Below are 17,292 nucleotides of genomic sequence, written 5' to 3' on the forward strand. Positions count from 1 at the left end.
GCGCCGGTGCCGACCGTGGTCGAGGCGAAGGAAGCGTCGCCCGTCAGATAACGGTAGGTCAGGTCGATGTTGGCGCGGTCGCTGATGGCCCAAGCCAGACCGGCGATCGCCTGAGCAGCGAACTCCGTCGAGCTGTCATCGACAGCGAAGGTGGCGGCGCGGTTGGCGCGCAGGGCGCCCACGGTCTCGGTATTGACGTGGTTCACGCCGGCGCCGAGGCCGACGAAGGGACGGATGCCCCAGGCTTCATAGCCGAAGTCATAGATGACATTGGCCATCAGGGTGGTCGACTCGATGTCGCCTTCCGGGGAGTAGCAGCCGCCGGTCGCCGGGGTCAGGTTGCACAGGCCCTGGGTGCCGGAGACGGCGCGAACCTTGCCGATGTCGCCCGAGCGATAGCCGCCTTCGAGTTCAACGCGCCAGTTGGGGTTGAAGCGATAGCCGAGACGGGCGAAAGCCGCCCAGCCGTCGTTCACTTCATAGTTCCAGTTGGCGCCCGTCGTCGACGACTCGGCGTTGATGTCGTCGATGATGTGGTAGCCGGCGTCGATCGCGCCGTACCAGCCGTTCGGTTCTGCCGAAGCCGCGCCAGCAGACAGGGCCAGGGCGGCCGCTGCGCTGGAGGCCAGCACGATAGTCTTCATACTCATGGGGGTTAGCCCTCCGCCTGTTCATATTGGGGCGGGTCTACCGCCTTCGCGGGTCTTACCAGCGTTGCCGTGGAAGGTCGAGGCGAAAACGAGGCGGACAAGCGCGCTGAATTGATCACCGTGCTATTGATGCTACAGGTGAAATTGTCCGGCGACCTTTGCTTGAACGCGTTTCCGACCCGGCTGCGACACAACGGCTGGGCGCGGAGCGGGCGTCCTGAAGCGAGGACACTAGTCGGCGATCACCTGCATTCCCAACCATTCCGCGATCAGGGCAGGCTTGTCGTCGCCTTCGATCTCGACCGTGATCTCATGCTTCAACAACCAACGCCCAGCGCCCCGGTCTTCGGCCGACAGCAGCCGGAACCGCCCCCGAACCCTCGACCCCGCTCGCACCGGCGCCAGGAACCTGAGCCGGTCGAACCCGTAGTTGATTCCCATCGACACGCCCTCAAGCGGCGGAACGGCGTCATAACTCATGGCCGACGCCAGGCTGAGGGTCAGGAAGCCATGGGCAATGGTTCCGCCGAACGGCGTCGCCTGGGCCGCATCGGGGTCCACATGGATGAACTGCCGATCCTCAGTGCAATCCGCGAAGGCGTCGATCCTGGCCTGACTCACCTCGAACCACTTCGATACGCCCACCTGCTGACCGACCAAACTCTGGAGTTCGCCCGTCGTCGTCCTCGCTGTCTTCGCCATGCGATCCCTTCCTGTCGTTTTCTGTTTGAGCGACGGTGGCTTAGACGGAGGCCGAAAGAAAGACTCACCCCCTGAAACGGCCCTCGACGATCTCACCGTAGAGGGCGGCGTCAATATTGCCCCCGGATAGGACGATACCTGTGGTTCGCCCCCTCGTTTCAGACTTGCCGGAGAGCAGGGCCGCCAGGGAGACCGCCCCGCCGGGCTCGACGACCAGTTTCAGGTGACGAAAGGCGAACCGCACCGCCTCGGCCACCTCGGCGTCGGACACCGTGACCGCCCCCGCCAGCCGCCGGTTGATCGGCCAGGTCAATGCGCCCGGCATTGGGGACATCAGGGCGTCGCAGATCGACGGCGCGCCCTCCGGATGACCGACCCGTTCTCCCGCCGAAAGAGACCGCGCCGTGTCGTCATAGGCCTCGGGCTCCACCACGATCACCTTCGTCTGCGGACTGCGTTCTGCCATGACCAGGTTGATCCCGGCCATCAGCCCGCCGCCCGAGGCGCCGCACAATAGTTGATCCATCGGCGTGTCGGCTTGATCCAGCATCTCCAGCGCCACCGTGCCCTGGCCTTCGATAATGAAGGGATCGTCGAACGGCGGAACCAGAACCGAGCCCCGCTCGTCTGCTATCGCGGCGCCGATAGCCTCGCGGCTCTCGGTCCAGCGATCATAGAGCCGAACCTCGCCGCCGAACCCGATCACCCCCTCGACCTTCACCCGAGGCGAGTCGGACGGCATGACGATGATGGCCGACGTCCCGACAAGGGCGGCGGCGGCCACGCCCTGGGCGTGATTGCCGGAAGAAAAGGCGACGACGCCGCGCGTCTTCTCTTCGGCGCTCAGTCGGCTGATACGGTTGTAGGCCCCGCGGAACTTGAAGGCCCCTGCCCGTTGCAGGTTCTCCGCCTTCATCAGCACCCGACCGCCGACAACCGCGTTCAATGCGGGGCTTTCGATCAACGGCGTGCGGACGGCGACGCCATAGATCTGGCGGGCGGCGTCGAGGACGCCTTCATAGCTGGGCCGGTGCGTGGTCATATGTCCCCCTTAGCCCAAGGACTGAGCGCCGCGTAAGGCGCCGATATGGAGAGAAACCGCTTGAGCCTGATCCTCGCCATCGACCAGGGCACGACCTCGACCCGCGCCATCGCCTTCGAAATCCGCGACCAGGGCCTGCGGCCCGTGGCCGTCAGTCAGATCGAACTGGCCCAGTATTTCCCCCAGTCCGGCTGGGTCGAACACGATGCGTCCGAGATCTGGTCCGCCGTGCTCCAGACCTGTCGTGAAGTGGTGCAGAAGGCCGGCGGCGTGGATCGTTTCGCCGCCGTGGGCCTCACCAACCAGCGCGAGACGGCGGTGATGTGGGACGCAGAGACCGGCGCGCCCCTGCACCACGCCATCGTCTGGCAGGACCGACGCACCGCCCCCGTCACCGCCCGTCTGACCGCCGAAGGCCACGAGCCCGCCGTCCAGGCCGCGACGGGCCTGATCCTGGATCCCTATTTTTCGGCGACCAAGTTCGCCTGGCTGCTGGACGCCGTGCCGGGCGCGCGCGACCGGGCGATCCGGGGCGAGGTCAAACTGGGCACGATCGACGCCTGGTTGATCTGGAAACTGACGGGCGGCCGGGTCCACGCCACCGACGCCTCCAACGCCGCCCGCACCGCCCTGATGGACCTGAAGACGGTGGAATGGCGTGACGATCTGTGCGCCCTGTTCGCCGTACCCCGCGCCGCCCTGCCCGTCATCGTGCCTTGCGCGGGGGTGATCGGCGAGACGGAGCCCGGCCTGTTCGGTCGCGCCCTGCCCCTGGCCGGATCCGCTGGAGACCAGCAGGCGGCCCTGGTCGGGCATGGCGCCCTGAACCCCGGCGACGCCAAGATCACCTATGGCACCGGGGCGTTCCTGGTCGCCAATGTCGGGCCGGAACCCGTCGCCTCAACCCGTCGCCTGCTGGGCACGCTGGGCTATCAGGCCGCAGGCCAGACCGCCTATGCGCTGGAGGGTTCGATCTTTTCGGCCGGCTCGGCGATTCAATGGCTTCGTGACGGGGTGAAGCTGATCTCGGAGTCCCGCCAATCCGAAGCTATGGCTCAAGGCCTGATCGACAATGGCGGGGTCTATATGGTGCCCGGTTTCACGGGTTTGGGCGCGCCCTGGTGGGAGCCTGATGCGCGGGGCGCCGTGGTGGGGCTGACGCGGGATTCCGGCCCCGCCCATTTCGTCCGCGCGGCGCTGGAGGCCCTGGCCTATCAGACGCGGGACCTGCTGGACGCCCTGGCCCAGGATGGCGCTCCGCCGCTGAAAACGCTGAAGGTCGACGGCGGCGTCACCGCCAACAGTTTCGCCATGCAGTTCGTCGCCGACATCTGCGAGGTCGAGGTCGAACGCCCGGCCTTCCAAGAAATGACGGCCCTGGGGGCCGCCCGCCTCGCCGCCCTGGGCGTCGGGCTTCTGCCGGATCTTCAGGCGCACACGACCGAGGCGCCGGCCCGCTGGAGGCCCCGCATGAAGCCGGCCGAGCGCGACCATCTGCTTTCCGGCTGGCGCCGCGCTGTAAAGGCCGCCATCATCGCCGCACCGGACCGCGCATAAGACGGGGCCGGTGCAGGAAACGACAGGCCGCCCATGACCGACGCTTCAATCGACGCCCAGACGGCGTTTTCCGGCACGCGCGAGGTCGATCCTCGCTATCGGCTGGACGAGGACGCTCTGAACGCCTGGATGGCGGTCCATGTCGCGGACTACGCCGGCCCCCTGACTGTGCGCCAGTTCAAGGGCGGCCAGTCGAACCCGACCTATGAGCTGACCACGCCGTCCGCCGCCTATGTGCTGCGCCGCAAGCCGCCGGGGGTTCTGCTGCCAAGCGCCCATGCGGTGGACCGCGAGTTCCAGGTCATCTCCGCCCTCGCCGCCCAAGGGTTTCCAGTCGCCCGACCGCACGCCCTCTGCATGGACGAGACCGTCATCGGCTCGATCTTCTATGTGATGGACAAGGTCGAGGGGCGGATCTTCTGGGACCTGAAACTGCCCGGCCTGGCTCCGACGGAACGGCGCGCCGTCTATGAGGCTCAGACGGACGCCCTGGCCCGGCTGCACGCCTTCGATCCCGACGCCATCGGACTGTCGGACTATGGCAAGGCCGGCAACTACTTCGCTCGCCAGGTCGGCCGCTGGACCAAACAGTATCGCGCCTCAGAGATCGAGCCGATCCCGGCCATGGATCGGCTGATCGCCTTCCTGCCGGACAGTCTGCCGCCCGAGAGCCCCAGCCGCATCGTTCACGGCGATTTCCGGCTGGACAATCTGATCCTGGCGCCGGACGCGGCCGAGGTTCGGGCCGTGCTGGACTGGGAGCTGTCGACCCTGGGCGATCCGATGGCCGACTTCTCCTATCTGCTGATCGCCTGGGCCATTCCGGCGTCGCTGCGCAACGGCCTCGGGGGCGCCGACCTGGAGGCCCTGGGGATTCCGTCGGTAGAGGAGACGGTCGAACGTTATGCGGCGGCGACCGGGATGCGACCCGCCAATCTGGACTGGCTATACGCCTATAATCTGTTCCGGCTGGCGGCCATCTGCCAGGGCATCGCCGGCCGGGTCCGCGACGGCACGGCCGCCAGCGCCCACGCCCGCACCATGGCCGCCCAGGTCGGACCGCTCAGCGACGCGGCCTGGGGCTTTGCGAAGAAGGCCGGCGCCTAGCGCCTGGCTTTACGCAGGCTGTCTGCGACGGTAACGGCGCGTTCTGATTATCTATCCGGGGCCAGGCGATGATCTTCCCAATCCTGACACGAGGGCGACGCGCCGGGGCGCTGGCGGCAGCCATCGCTTTGATCGGCGCGGTTGGACCAGCGACAGCCGGCGCGGCCGAGCCGGCGAAGTCGCCGACACAGTTCCACTGGCGGTCCTCCGCCCAGCTGATCTCGCCGCACGCCGAGGACGGGAACGGCTATTCCGCCCTCAAGGACCCGTCCATCGTCTATGTGGACGGCGAATATCATGTCTTCATGACCTCGGTCGGCGCCGAAGGGTGGCACATGGCCTACACCCATTTCACCGATTGGTCCCAGGCCTCCGCCGCCCCCATCGTGGACCTGAAACAGTCCGGGATCGGACCCGGTTATCGCGCTGCGCCCCAGGTCTTCTATTTCGCGCCGCATAAGCTCTGGTACATGGTCTATCAGAGCGGCCCGCCCGTCTATTCGACGACAGCGACCCTGGGGGATCCGTCGTCCTGGACCGCCCCGAAACCCTTCTTCGACCAGACCCCTGACCTCATCAAGGCCGCCACGGGCGAGGAGGCCTGGCTCGATTTCTGGGTCATCTGCGACGAGACGTCCTGCTATCTGTTCAACACCGACGACCACGGCAATCTGTTCCGGTCCCGGACCTCGATCCAACAGTTTCCGGCCGGGTTTTCCGACACGCAACGGGTCATGTCGGGGCCGCGGGACGATATCTTCGAGGCCAGCCTGCACTACCGGCTGGCCGGAACGAACACCTACCTGACCCTGATCGAGGCCATCGGACCCCAGGGACGCTATTTCCGCGCCTGGACCAGTGATCGGCTGGACGGGGATTGGACCCTGCTGGCGGGCAGCCCGTCGGACTCCTTCGCCGGATCGGACAATGTCGTCTTCGACGGCCCGGCCTGGTCTCAGGGCGTGTCGCACGGCGAACTGGTTCGCAGCGGCTATGACCAGACCCTGACCCTTGATCCCTGCCGGCCCCTGCAGTTCCTCTATCAGGGCCTGGAGCCCCACGCGCCCGATACAGCCTATATCGACCTGCCCTATCGCCTCGGTCTGTTGACGGCGACCGGCCCCAATCCCGTCAGCGCCCTCTGCCCGACGTCGAAGTGAGCGCGGTCGCTCGGGCGGCGTCGCTCAGTTTCTAACGGCGGCGCCCAGGATGCGGCGGTCCGTCTTGCCCTGGATCATCACCACCACGGCGTCGCCGCCATGCGTCTGGGGCAGGTCGAACAGGATGGGCCGGCCGCGCCAGTCGCCGAGATTCACGATATCGCGCACCACATTGATATGGCGCACGGTCTGACCCCGGTTCTCGCCACGGCTGACCTCAACCACCTGGGGACCGGGCGTATAGGTGACGGCCAGCACCTCGGCGCCGCCTGACGGCGGACGGCCCGAGCCGATCCCGACCCGGTCGCCGGTCTCGCGGAACTCGATCTCGGGCGGCCAGACCTGACGGCCTGCCTCCTGAACGATGGCGGTTTCCAGCTCAAGGCCGCGCGCGCCGGACACCTGGCGACGACCATCGATCACCACCTGCGGGGTCGAGACGCCGCGCTGGCGCAGGGCGACACGATAATCCCGCTGGCGCTGGGTGAACTCCGGCCGGGCGAAGGTGTCGGTCCAGCCCAGATAGTCCCAGTAGTCGACGCCGTATGTCAGGGCGATCACCCCGGGCTCCGCCGCCGCCCGCTCGACCACGGCATTGGCCTCGATACAGCCGCCGCATCCCTGGGCGGTGAACAGTTCGACCACGACCGGGGGACCGGCCGTAACGGCCGGGCGCACGGGTTTGGCCCGCGCCCCGACGGGCTGGGCGATCGACCCGACGGACAGCAGGACGCCCGTCATGACCGTGGCTGCGATGACCCAGACCCTGTTTCTCATGGCGACGTTCTTAGCCCGCGCGGATGCGGCCGGGGGTCATAAGTGCGTGACCCGCAGCGGCAAGCCTCAATCCATCAGTTGCTGCGACAGATAGACATAGTGGCGGGCCCAGCGACGGGCGTTGGCCACCGGATCGGCGTCGTTCGAGTGACCGCCGGCCGTGTCCTCGTAATAGAGATGGTCGTGGCCCTGATCCCCCAGGCGCGCGGCGAACTTGCGCGCATGGCCGGGATGGACCCGGTCGTCGCGCGTGTTGGTGGTAAGATAGACACGCGGATAGGTCACGTCGGGCCGCAACTGCTGATAGGCCGAATATCGGGCGATCCATTCCGCCTCTTCCGAAATGCGCGGGTCGCCGTATTCGCCAATCCAAGAGGCGCCGGCCGGCAGCTCGTGATAGCGTAGCATGTCCACCAGCGGGCTCTCGATCACCGCTGCGTTGAACAGTTCCGGGTGCTGGGTGATCGACACGCTGGTCAGGACCCCGCCGTTCGAGCGGCCGTAGATGCCCAGCCGACGCGGGCTGGTGATCCCGCGCTGTTCCAGATCTCGCGCGACGGCGGCGAAGTCGTCGAAGGCGCGCTGGCGGTTTCCGTCCAGGGCCGCCTGGTGCCAGTCGGGACCGAACTCGCCGCCGCCGCGGATATTGGCCTGAACAAAGACCCCGCCCCGCTCCAGCCACAGCTTGCCCATCTCGGGTTTGTAGGCCGGGTTCAGACTGACCTGGAACCCGCCGTAGCCCAGCATGATGGTCGGGTTCGACCCGTCCAGCTTCATGTCGCGCGGACGGGTGATGAAATAGGGGATCTTGGTCCCGTCGGTCGAGGTGGCCTCGTACTGCTCGGTCACATGGGTCGAGGCGTCGAACTTGGCCGGAGCCGATTTCAGCGGGGTCAGGCTCGCGTCGCCCGCATCGGCCAGGCTGAGAGTCGGCGGAACCAGGAAGCCTTGGGTCGAGACGAAAACCTCGCCTCGCGACTTGGACGAGTCGCCCAGGCCGACGGCGAGGTTGTCGGGAACGGCGACGGACCGCTCGTGCCAAGGGAACTCGCCTTGAGGCGTGAAGATCGAGAGGCGACCGCTGACATTGTCGTTTATGGCGACGACGATGCGATCGGAAAGCACCCTGACATCGGCGATGGCTTGCCGTGGGGTTGGAACGAAGACCTGTGCCGCCTGATGGCTCGGTCCCGCCCGGGAACCGTCAGGCCGGTCATGTAAGCTGTCCAATGGCATCGCCATCAGGGCTCCGGCAGGCCCACCGCCATATCCGAGAAGATCCCGGCCAAAGACCTCTTCAGGCGTGAAGACCAACATGCCGTCGAGCATGCCGTAGATGCTTACCCGTTCGGGAATTCTGAGCTTATAGGTTCGCTCCCCCACCAGCCGCCACGTCTCCGACCGGAAGGTGTCCAGCGGACGGGTGATGATCACCGCCGTCACCTTGCCGTCCTTGTCGCGATAGACGGCGGGGCTGACGCCGTAGCCGCCGTCGCCCTGTTCGCCGCGATAGACCTCGGTCGCCTGGGCCAGGGTCTGGCCGCGCTTCAACGTCTTGACGATGAAGGGATAGCCGGACTCGGTCATGGTCCCGGCGCCGAAGTCGGTGGCGACCAGAAGGGTGTCACGGTCCAGCCATTCGATGCGGTGCTTGCCTTCGGGCAGGCTGAACCCGGCCCCCTCGCCTGGAGTGACGAACCGCTTGGTCGTCAGGTCGAACTCGCGAACGACCACTGCGTCCTTGCCGCCGTCGGACAGATTGATCAGGCAGCGGGTCTCGTCGGGCGCTAGGCAGTCGGCGCCCTTGAACACCCAGTCCTTGCCCTCAGCCTTGGACAGGGCGTCGATGTCCAGCAGGGTCTCCCACTGCGGCGTCGCGGCGCGGTAGCTGTCCAGCGTCGTGCGGCGCCAGACGCCCTTGGGATTGGCCGCGTCCTGCCAGAAGTTGCCGATCCCGTCGCCGAGGAAGGACGGGCCGGGGATCCGGTCGGTGGCGGTCAGGATCGCCTGAGCCTCGGCGCGGAAGGTCTCGTAGCGAGGGTCGCCGGTCAGGACGGCCAGGGATTTGCGGTTCTCCTCGGCGACGAAGGCCATGGCCTCGGCCCCGTCCACCTGCTCCAGCGCCAGATGATCGTCCGCTGCCGCGACGCCGGCCGGGGTCAGGTCGCGGGGGAAGTGGGGCGGGGACGTCTCCGAAGCGACGGTCATGGGGGAGAAATACTCTTCCATGTTCCGATTGCTCGCGCAGGCGCCGAGCAGAAGCGCCGGAATGGCGGCGGACAAGATCAGGTGACGCATGACTCAAACTCTCCGCTCATCCCCGCGAAAGCGGAGACCCAGACCTTTGGGCGTTCGGCGTCGCCCGTTCGTACTGAACTCGATCCCAGCCGCCGAACCTTGCGAAAGAACTGGGTCTCCGCTTTCGCGGGGATGAGCGGAAAGAAATAGGGCCTATTCCTGCGCCGGCGCATCCATCAGCCGCCGCGACAGGTAGGTGTATTCCAGCGCCAACCGCCGCGCGGTCTCGCGCAGGTTCGCCCCCGCCGCATGGCCGCCGTCGGTGTTCTCGTAGAACAGGACCGGATAGCCCAGTTCCTCCAGGCGCGCCGCCGCCTTCCTGGCATGACCCGGATGGACCCGGTCGTCCTTGGTCGAGGTGTGGATGAAGACCTCCGGATAGGGCTGACCCGCCCGCAGGTTCTGATAGGGCGAATAGGCCTGGATCCAGGCGCGTTCTTCCGAAACGTCCGGATTGCCGTATTCCCCGATCCACGAGGCGCCGGCCAGCAGCTTGTGGAAGCGCAGCATGTCGAACAGGGGCACCTGGATGACGGCCGCGTTGATCAGATCGGGCCGCTGGGTCAGCATCGCCCCCATGAACAGGCCGCCCTGTGAGCCGCCCATGATCCCGAGCTTCGGCTGGCTGGTGATGTTGCGCGCAATCAGGTCCAGGGCCACGGCCTGGAAATCCTCGTGCGCCCGCTGGCGGTTCTGTTGCAGGGCCGCCTCGTGCCAGCGCGGACCGAACTCGCCGCCGCCGCGCGTATTGGCGATGACATAGACCCCGCCCCGCTCCAGCCACAGCTTGCCGACCGTGGCCGAATAGCCGGGCAGCAGCGAGCTTTCGAACCCGCCATAGCCGTACAGCAGGGTCGGGTTCGACCCGTCCAGCGGCATGTCGGCCTTATGAACCACGAAATAGGGGATCATGGTCCCGTCGGCCGACCGGGCCTCGTGCTGATCCACCGTCATGCCCGTCGCATCGAACTTGGCCGGCATCGACTTGACCTGATCCACCGCTCCGGTCGCCGCATCGGCCAGCCACAGGCTGGACGGGTTCAGATAGCCGGTGACGCTGACGAAGACCTTGTCGTCGGTCTCGGAGGCCGAGCCGACGCCGACCGAGACGTTCTGCGGCAGGTCCAGGGTCGTATGGGTCCATTCCGTCTCTCCGGGCCGGTAGATCCGCACCGAACCGCGCACATTGTCGTACAGGGCGACGACCAGGGTGTTGCGCGTGGCGTTGACGCCCTCGACCGCCTGACGCTCGGTCGGGCGCAGCACCAGGACCGCGGGCGTGGCCTGGTCTTCCAGCCAGGCGTCCAGCGGCCAGGCGATCAGGTCGCCGCTCTTGAAATCCTGGCCCGACGGCGCGGTCCAGTCCTGTTTCAGCGACACCACCAGCTTGCCGGCGACCAGTCCGGTGATGTCCGACTTGGCCGGCAGGGCCAGTTTCACCACCGCCCCGTCGTCGGTCACGCGATAGGTCTCGGACGAGTAGAAGTCGATCGACCGGTTGATCAGGGTCGCCTTCAGCACTCCGTCGGCGTCGCGCAGCGTATAGCCGGACACCGAGACGTCGGTCGGTTCGCCCATGAACAGGACATCGGCCTGATCCAGCGACTGGCCGCGCGTCATCCGCTTCACCACCATCGGATAGCCCGAGTTGGTCAGGGTGCCGACGCCGAAATCACGCGCGATCAGCAGGGTGTCCTTGTTCAGCCAGGTCGCCCCGCCCTTGGATTCCGGCAGGACGAAGCCGCCCTCCACAAAGCTGCGGGTCACGCTGTCGAACTCGCGCAGGGTCACGGCGTCCTTGCCGCCGTTCGACAGGCTGATCAGGCAGTAGCGTTCTTCGGGGGCCAGGCAGGTCGAGCCCTTGTAGACCCAGTTGGCGCTCTCGGCCTCGGCCAGTGCGTCGATGTCGAGCACCGTCTCCCACTGGGGCTCGGCGGTCTTGTAGGAGTCCAGCGTCGTGCGGCGCCAGACGCCGCGCACATGCTCGGCGTCCTGCCAGAAATTGTCGATATGGCCGTCATGGGTGAAGCCAGGCGCGGGGATCCGGTCACGCGCCTGGACGATTTCGAGCGCCTGCTGGTGCAGGGGCTCATACCGGGGGTCGCCCTGCAGCACGCCCAGGGAATGGGTGTTGTGGTCCTTGACCCAGGCCATGGCCCGCTCGCCCTCGACGTCCTCCAGCCAGACATAGGGGTCGGCCGCCTCGCTGGTGGCGAAACCGGAGCCAGGGACCGGGGTGGAGGCGGGAGCGGTTTGGGCCATGGATATCGACGTCAGGCTGGTGGAGGCGAGAAGAGCCGCGAGCACGGCGGCGGATGAGCGGATCATGAACAGTCCCCGGAATGAAGCCCGGCACCTTAGCGGCGACCCGCCTCGCGGCAAGGCGGCCGAGCCGATCCTTACGCTTTTGTCATGTCCGATCAGTCCTCGTCGGGAATACAGAGCAGGTTCCCGCAGGCCTTGCAGTGGACGGCGTCCGGATCATGCGTCTGAAGGCCGCAGCGGTCGCAGGGGAAGCGCACCTTGTGCGGCTTGATCAGGGCCTGAGCCAGACGCAGGAACAGGGTGATGCCCACCAGCATGATGGCGATGGACAGCAGCCGGCCCGCCGATCCCGGCAGGGTGACGTCCCCGAACCCCGTCGTCGTCAGGGTCGCCACGGTGAAATACAGGGCGTCGACATAGCCGTTGATCCCGTCGTGTCCCCGGAAGGTCGCATAGACGAAGCCGGTCACGACGAAGACGAAAGTCACCAGCCCTGACAAGGCCCGCACGATCGCCTCGACCCGCGTGTCGTCGAACTTGGCGCCGATGGTGCGCCAGAAGAAGTCCGAGTTCAGCAGGGTCCACAGCCGCAGCATCCGCAAGAAACCCAGGTTGAATAGCCAGATCGGGAACAGCAGGGTGGCCAGGATAAACAGATCCAGCCAGACGATCGGCCGTTTCAGCCAGTCCCGGATGTCCGAATAGGCATAGGCCCGGGCCGCCAGATCCGCCGCCAATATGGCCGCGATCAGATAGTCGAGCACATAGAAGGCGACCCCCATATTCTTCAGAATGGGCGAAGCCAGGAAAAAGGCGATGATGGCGAAATCGACCGTGATCACCATCAGCCGGAACCGCACCGCCGGCGGCTGGCTTCCATGGTATAGATAGCGCAGCCGGGCCCTCAGTCTCAGGCCGCTGGTCTTGTCGGCCGGGACTGTCGGCTCAGATTCCGTTTGAGACACTCTGTATTCCGCTTATTCCGGCGGGGCCGGATCCTGGGGGAGCCGCCACTCAATCGTTTACGGCCTCAACTGTCCAACGGTTCCGGACGGCAAGGGGCGATACGGCCGTTTCGCCGCACGGCCGGCTGGCCTATATCCCCGACATGACCCGTCCCTTCGTCAAGATGAACGGCGCCGGCAACGACTTCGTCGTGGTCGATGCGCTGGAACAGCCGTTCCGTCCGAGCGAGGACCAGATTCGCGCCCTGGCCGACCGCGCCTCGGGCGAGGGTTTCGACCAGCTGATCGCCATCGAGCCGTCCGATACGGCCGAGGCCTTCATGCGGGTGTGGAACGCCGACGGCTCCATGGTCGAGACCTGCGGCAACGCTCTGCGCTGCGTCGGCTGGCTGCTGATGGAAGCGGGCGGCGGAGACAAGGTGACGATCGACACCGCCGCCGGACCAACCACCGCCACGCGCGCTGGCGACCACCAGGTCACGGTCGACATGGGCAAGCCCCGGCTGGACTGGACCCAGGTGCCCCTGGCCGAGGAGATGGACACCCGCGGGATCGAGCTTCAGGTCGGCCCCATCGACGCCCCTCTGCTGCACACGCCCGGCGCCGTCTCCATGGGCAATCCGCACGTCGTCTTCTTCACCGACCGCCAGGACGACGGCTTCGTCACCGGCTCGGGCTCGCTAATCGAACATCACCCGCTCTTTCCCGAGGGTGTGAACGTCGGTTTCGCCCATGTGCTGGACCGCGACCACATCCGCCTGCGGGTCTGGGAACGGGGCGCGGGCCTGACCAAGGCCTGCGGCACCGGCGCCTGCGCGGCCCAGGTCGCGGCGGCCCGGCGAGGCCTGACGGACCGCAAGGCCACCGTCGTCGTTGATGGTGGCGAACTGGTCATCGATTGGGATGCGGCGACCGACCATGTCCTGATGACCGGCCCGGTCGAGATCGAACGCACGGGCGCGCTGACCTTCTAGGCGATTTAGCTGGTTGACGCTGACGCGAACGGAAGCTTCGGAACAGGTCCGTACGCCTTACGGAGCGTCAAGGCTTGGCGTGGCCCTTCCCACACTCTAGGACACGAACGGTTACAGCCCCGCCGACGCCCTGGACCTTCCGATGCCTGATCAAACCGAAAAACAGACCTTCTCCGACCAGGAAGCGCTGGACTTCCACAGCATCCCGACGCCGGGCAAGATCTCCATGGCGCCGACCAAGCCGATGGCGACCCAGCGCGATCTGTCCTTGGCCTATTCGCCGGGCGTGGCCGTGCCGGTCCTGGCCATCGCCGCCGATGCGGACAAGGCCTACGACTATACGGCCAAGGGCAATCTGGTCGCGGTCATCTCGAACGGCACCGCCATCCTGGGCCTGGGCAATCTGGGCCATATGGCCTCCAAGCCGGTGATGGAAGGCAAGTCGGTCCTGTTCAAACGGTTCGCCGACGTCGACAGCTTCGACGTCGAGGTCAAGACCACGGACCCGGACGAATTCATCACCGTCGTCAAGAACATCGGCGACACCTGGGGCGGGATCAATCTGGAGGACATCAAGTCCCCCGAATGCTTCGTCATCGAGAGCGAACTTCAGGACCTGCTGGATATCCCCGTCTTCCATGACGACCAGCACGGCACGGCCATCATCTCGACCGCCGGCCTGATCAACGCCTGCCACGTCGCCGGAAAACGGCTGGACGAGGTCAAGGTGGTCCTTTCGGGCGCCGGCGCGGCCGGCCTGTCCTCGATCGCCCTGATGAAGGCCGCCGGGGTCAAGGCCGAGAACACCGTCATCTGCGACAGGGACGGCGTCGTCTATCAGGGCCGCGAACACGGCATGGACCAGTGGAAGGCCGCTCACGCCACCGACACCCCCTTGCGCACCATGGCCGAGGCCATGGTCGGGGCCGATGTCGTCCTAGGCCTGTCGGCGAAGGGCGCGATCACCAAGGAGATGGTGGCCTCCATGGCCCCCAATCCGATCATCTTCGCCATGGCCAACCCCGATCCCGAGATCACGCCGGAAGACGTCAAGTCGGTGCGGTCCGACGCCATCATCGCCACCGGCCGCTCGGACTATGTGAACCAGGTCAACAACGTCCTGGCCTTCCCCTATCTGTTCCGGGGCGCCCTGGACGTGCGGGCGCGGCGGGTGAACCACGAGATGAAGGTCGCCTGCGCCCAGGCCCTGGCAGCCCTGGCCCGCGAGGACGTGCCGGATGAGGTCGCCGCCGCCTATCGCGGCCGCAAGCTGAAATTCGGCCCGGACTACATCATTCCAACCCCGTTCGACCCGCGCCTGATCTGGTACATCCCGCCCTTCATCGCCCAGGCGGCCATGGATACCGGCGTGGCCCGGGTCCAGATCGAGGACATGGACGTCTATCGCAACGCCCTGCGCTCGCGCGTCGATCCGTCCGCCGCCCTGATGCAGAAGATCAGCTCGGCCGTGCGTGGCGGACCGAACAAGCGGGTCGTCTTCGCCGAGGGTGAAGAACTGGCCGTGATCCGCGCCGCCTGGGGCTTCAAACAGGCCGATCTGGGCACGCCGATCCTGGTCGGCCGCGAGGATCTGATCCGCCAGAACGCCGCAGAGGCCGGTCTGAACTTCGACGACCTGGGCATCGAGATCACCAACGCTCGCGTCTCCGAACACAATGTCGAGGACACCGACTGGCTGTACGAAAAGCTGCAGCGCCGGGGCTATCTGCGCCGCGATGTGGCGCGGATGATCAATCAGGACCGCAACTATTTCGCCGCCACCCTGGTCGCCAAGGGCCGGGCCGACGCCATGGTCGCGGGCGTGACCCGCAACTTCAACATGGCCCTGAAGGAAGTCCAGCGGGTGCTGGACGTCGAGGACACCCTGATCGGCCTGTCGATCCTGCTGGCCAAGGGCCGGACCCTGTTCGTCGCCGACACCTCCATTCACGAACTGCCGGACGCGGCGGATCTGGCCGACATCGCCGTCAAGGCGGCCGAGACCGTTCGCCGACTGGGCCGCAACCCGCGCGTCGCCTTCCTAAGCTATTCCACCTTCGGCAATCCTCCGGGCGACCGGGCCGAAAAGGTGCGCGAGGCCATCCGCATCCTGGACAAGAAGGGCGTCGACTTCGAATACGAAGGCGAAATGCCGCCCGAGGTCGCCCTGGATCCGGCGGGCCACCCCGCCTACGCCTTCAACCGCCTGACCAAGCCCGCCAACGTCCTGGTCATGCCGGCGATTCATTCAGCCGCCATCTCGACCAAACTGGTTCAGGCTCTGGGCGGCGCCACGGTCATCGGCCCGCTGTTGGTGGGCCTGGAGAAGCCGGTGCAGATCGTCTCCCTGGGCGCCTCGGTCAGCGAGATCATCACCGCCGCCACCTTCGCCGCCTATGACGCCGGTCCCGCCTTCCAGGGATCGGGCCTCACCTCGGCCCCGCGCCCGCCCGCAGCAGCGGTCGAGAAGACCACCACTGCGGTGCCTCCCACCGTCTAATCATGAGCGAACCCGGCCCCTTCCCGCCCACCGCCCCCCCGCCCCGGCGGGTGGAGCCGGGTCTCTATCTGGTGGCGACGCCGATCGGGAACCTGCGCGACATGACGCTCAGGGCCCTGGACGTCCTGGCCGCCGCCGACCTGGTCCTGGCCGAGGACACCCGCGTCACCGCCAAGCTGCTGACCGCCTATGGGCTGAAGGCCAAGCTGGAGCGATGCGACGACCACGCCTCGAGCCGCGCCGCCGAACTGGCCATCGAACGGCTGAGGAACGGCGAGGTCGTGGCCCTGGTGTCCGACGCCGGCACGCCGTTGGTGTCTGATCCCGGCTTCGTCGTGGCCCGTGCGGTGATCGCCGAGGGCCTGCCAGTCCACCCGATCCCCGGTCCGTCTAGCCTGCTGGCCGCCCTGTGCATCGCCGGCCTGCCCGCCGACCGGGTCCTGTTCGCCGGTTTCCTGCCGCCCAAGACCGCCGGCCGCAAATCGATGCTGGAAGACCTGAAAAGCCAGCGCCAGACCCTGGTCTTCTTCGAGAGCGGGCCGCGTCTGCGCGACAGTCTGACGGACATGGCCGCCGTCCTGGGTCCGCGCCCCGCCGCCGTGGCCCGCGAACTGACGAAACTGTTTGAGGAATGCGTGCGCGGCTCGCTCGACGAACTGGCGGTTCATCCCAAGCTCGACGGTCCCAAGGGCGAGATCGTCGTGGTCGTCGGTCCCGGCGAAGCCGAGGTGGCCTCGGCGGCCGATGCGGATGCGGCTCTGGCCGAGGCCCTGACCCGGCTGGCGCCCGGCGAAGCGGCGTCCGAGGTGTCGCGCGCGCTGGATCTGCCGCGCAAGCCTCTGTACCGCCGGGCTCTGGAGCTTCAGGGCAAGTGAGCCCCCGTCTGCCTCGCCCGACGCCGATTCGTCGCCCCAAGGCGGCGTGGCGTCAGGCCAAGGGCGGCGCCGCTTTCAAGGCCGGCCACGCGGCGGAATGGATCGCCGCCCTGTGGCTGATGCTCAAAGGCTATCAGGTGCTGGGTTTCCGGCTGAAGACCCGCTCGGGCGAGATCGACCTGCTGGCCCGCCACGGCCGGATCTTGGCCGTGGTCGAGGTCAAGCGACGCGCCACTCTGAACGCCGCCCTCCTTGCGCTGAAGCCGGCCCAGCATGATCGACTGGTCGCAGCGGGCGAAGCCGTCCGGCGCAATCGGCCGGCCCTGCAACCTCTTGATTTGAGAATTGATATGGTGGCGCTGGCTCCCGGTCGGTTTCCACGTCATCTTCGCGGCGTCCAGAGACACGGCGGGGGCTGAA

General features: G+C 66.9%; 14 protein-coding genes. 7 read left to right on the top strand and 7 right to left on the bottom strand.

Annotated features, from left to right (window positions below; all coding sequences use genetic code 11):
• The 3 genes from Q7J26_RS04040 to Q7J26_RS04050 all read right to left on the bottom strand — a co-directional run.
• On the bottom strand, positions 1 to 650 hold a 650-nt coding region (locus Q7J26_RS04040; protein WP_304935224.1), incomplete at its 3' end, for an outer membrane protein.
• Between the two features lie 231 nt (positions 651 to 881).
• Positions 882 to 1,352 carry a MaoC family dehydratase gene (locus tag Q7J26_RS04045; protein ID WP_304935225.1) on the bottom strand — a complete coding sequence of 157 codons (471 nt, stop codon included), beginning with the start codon at positions 1,350 to 1,352 and terminating at the stop codon, positions 882 to 884.
• A gap of 64 nt (positions 1,353 to 1,416) precedes the next feature.
• Positions 1,417 to 2,394: a threonine/serine dehydratase gene (locus Q7J26_RS04050; protein ID WP_304935226.1), complete on the bottom strand. Its 978-nt coding sequence runs from the start codon at positions 2,392 to 2,394 to the stop codon at positions 1,417 to 1,419.
• A 45-nt stretch (positions 2,395 to 2,439) separates the two neighbouring features.
• Between Q7J26_RS04050 and glpK the strand changes: the two genes are divergently transcribed.
• The 3 genes from glpK to Q7J26_RS04065 all read left to right on the top strand — a co-directional run bounded on the left by glpK (position 2,440) and on the right by Q7J26_RS04065 (position 6,218).
• Positions 2,440 to 3,951 (top strand): glycerol kinase GlpK, encoded by a 1,512-nt coding sequence (gene glpK / locus Q7J26_RS04055; RefSeq protein WP_304935227.1) that lies wholly within the window; start codon positions 2,440 to 2,442, stop codon positions 3,949 to 3,951.
• A 33-nt stretch (positions 3,952 to 3,984) separates the two neighbouring features.
• The gene (locus Q7J26_RS04060; RefSeq protein ID WP_304935228.1) at positions 3,985 to 5,058 is read left to right on the top strand and encodes a phosphotransferase; all 1,074 of its coding nucleotides are present in this window, start codon (positions 3,985 to 3,987) and stop codon (positions 5,056 to 5,058) included.
• Positions 5,059 to 5,126: 68 nt separating this feature from the next.
• Positions 5,127 to 6,218 carry a non-reducing end alpha-L-arabinofuranosidase family hydrolase gene (locus tag Q7J26_RS04065; protein WP_304935229.1) on the top strand — a complete coding sequence of 364 codons (1,092 nt, stop codon included), beginning with the start codon at positions 5,127 to 5,129 and terminating at the stop codon, positions 6,216 to 6,218.
• A gap of 24 nt (positions 6,219 to 6,242) precedes the next feature.
• On the opposite strand, the gene Q7J26_RS04070 is transcribed toward Q7J26_RS04065, so the two are convergent.
• From Q7J26_RS04070 to Q7J26_RS04085, 4 genes are all read right to left on the bottom strand, one after another.
• Entirely contained in the window at positions 6,243 to 6,995 is a 753-nt protein-coding gene (locus Q7J26_RS04070; protein ID WP_304935230.1) for a thioredoxin family protein, read from the bottom strand.
• A 66-nt stretch (positions 6,996 to 7,061) separates the two neighbouring features.
• The gene (locus Q7J26_RS04075) at positions 7,062 to 9,293 is read right to left on the bottom strand and encodes a prolyl oligopeptidase family protein (protein WP_304935231.1); all 2,232 of its coding nucleotides are present in this window, start codon (positions 9,291 to 9,293) and stop codon (positions 7,062 to 7,064) included.
• A gap of 153 nt (positions 9,294 to 9,446) precedes the next feature.
• Complete coding sequence (locus Q7J26_RS04080) at positions 9,447 to 11,621, bottom strand: prolyl oligopeptidase family protein (RefSeq protein WP_304935232.1); 2,175 nt, start codon at positions 11,619 to 11,621, stop codon at positions 9,447 to 9,449.
• A gap of 92 nt (positions 11,622 to 11,713) precedes the next feature.
• Positions 11,714 to 12,523: a potassium channel family protein gene (locus tag Q7J26_RS04085; protein WP_304935233.1), complete on the bottom strand. Its 810-nt coding sequence runs from the start codon at positions 12,521 to 12,523 to the stop codon at positions 11,714 to 11,716.
• Between the two features lie 143 nt (positions 12,524 to 12,666).
• Here Q7J26_RS04085 and dapF point away from each other — a divergent pair, with 143 nt between their 5' ends.
• The 4 genes from dapF (at position 12,667) to Q7J26_RS04105 (ending at position 17,291) form a co-directional block, all read left to right on the top strand.
• Positions 12,667 to 13,497, top strand: a complete 831-nt coding sequence (gene dapF / locus Q7J26_RS04090; protein WP_304935234.1) for a diaminopimelate epimerase — start codon at positions 12,667 to 12,669, stop codon at positions 13,495 to 13,497.
• 142 nt (positions 13,498 to 13,639) lie between these two features.
• Positions 13,640 to 15,997: an NADP-dependent malic enzyme gene (locus Q7J26_RS04095; protein ID WP_304935235.1), complete on the top strand. Its 2,358-nt coding sequence runs from the start codon at positions 13,640 to 13,642 to the stop codon at positions 15,995 to 15,997.
• A gap of 2 nt (positions 15,998 to 15,999) precedes the next feature.
• On the top strand, positions 16,000 to 16,872 hold the full coding sequence (gene rsmI, locus Q7J26_RS04100; RefSeq protein ID WP_304935236.1) for a 16S rRNA (cytidine(1402)-2'-O)-methyltransferase: 873 nt from the start codon (positions 16,000 to 16,002) through the stop codon (positions 16,870 to 16,872).
• On the top strand, positions 16,869 to 17,291 hold the full coding sequence (locus tag Q7J26_RS04105) for a YraN family protein (protein ID WP_304935237.1): 423 nt from the start codon (positions 16,869 to 16,871) through the stop codon (positions 17,289 to 17,291). Before rsmI ends, Q7J26_RS04105 begins: the two co-directional genes overlap by 4 nt.
• Position 17,292 lies beyond the last annotated feature (1 nt).

Origin of the sequence: Brevundimonas sp. (genome assembly GCF_030656255.1) — a bacterium.
Taxonomy (GTDB): Bacteria; Pseudomonadota; Alphaproteobacteria; order Caulobacterales; family Caulobacteraceae; genus Brevundimonas.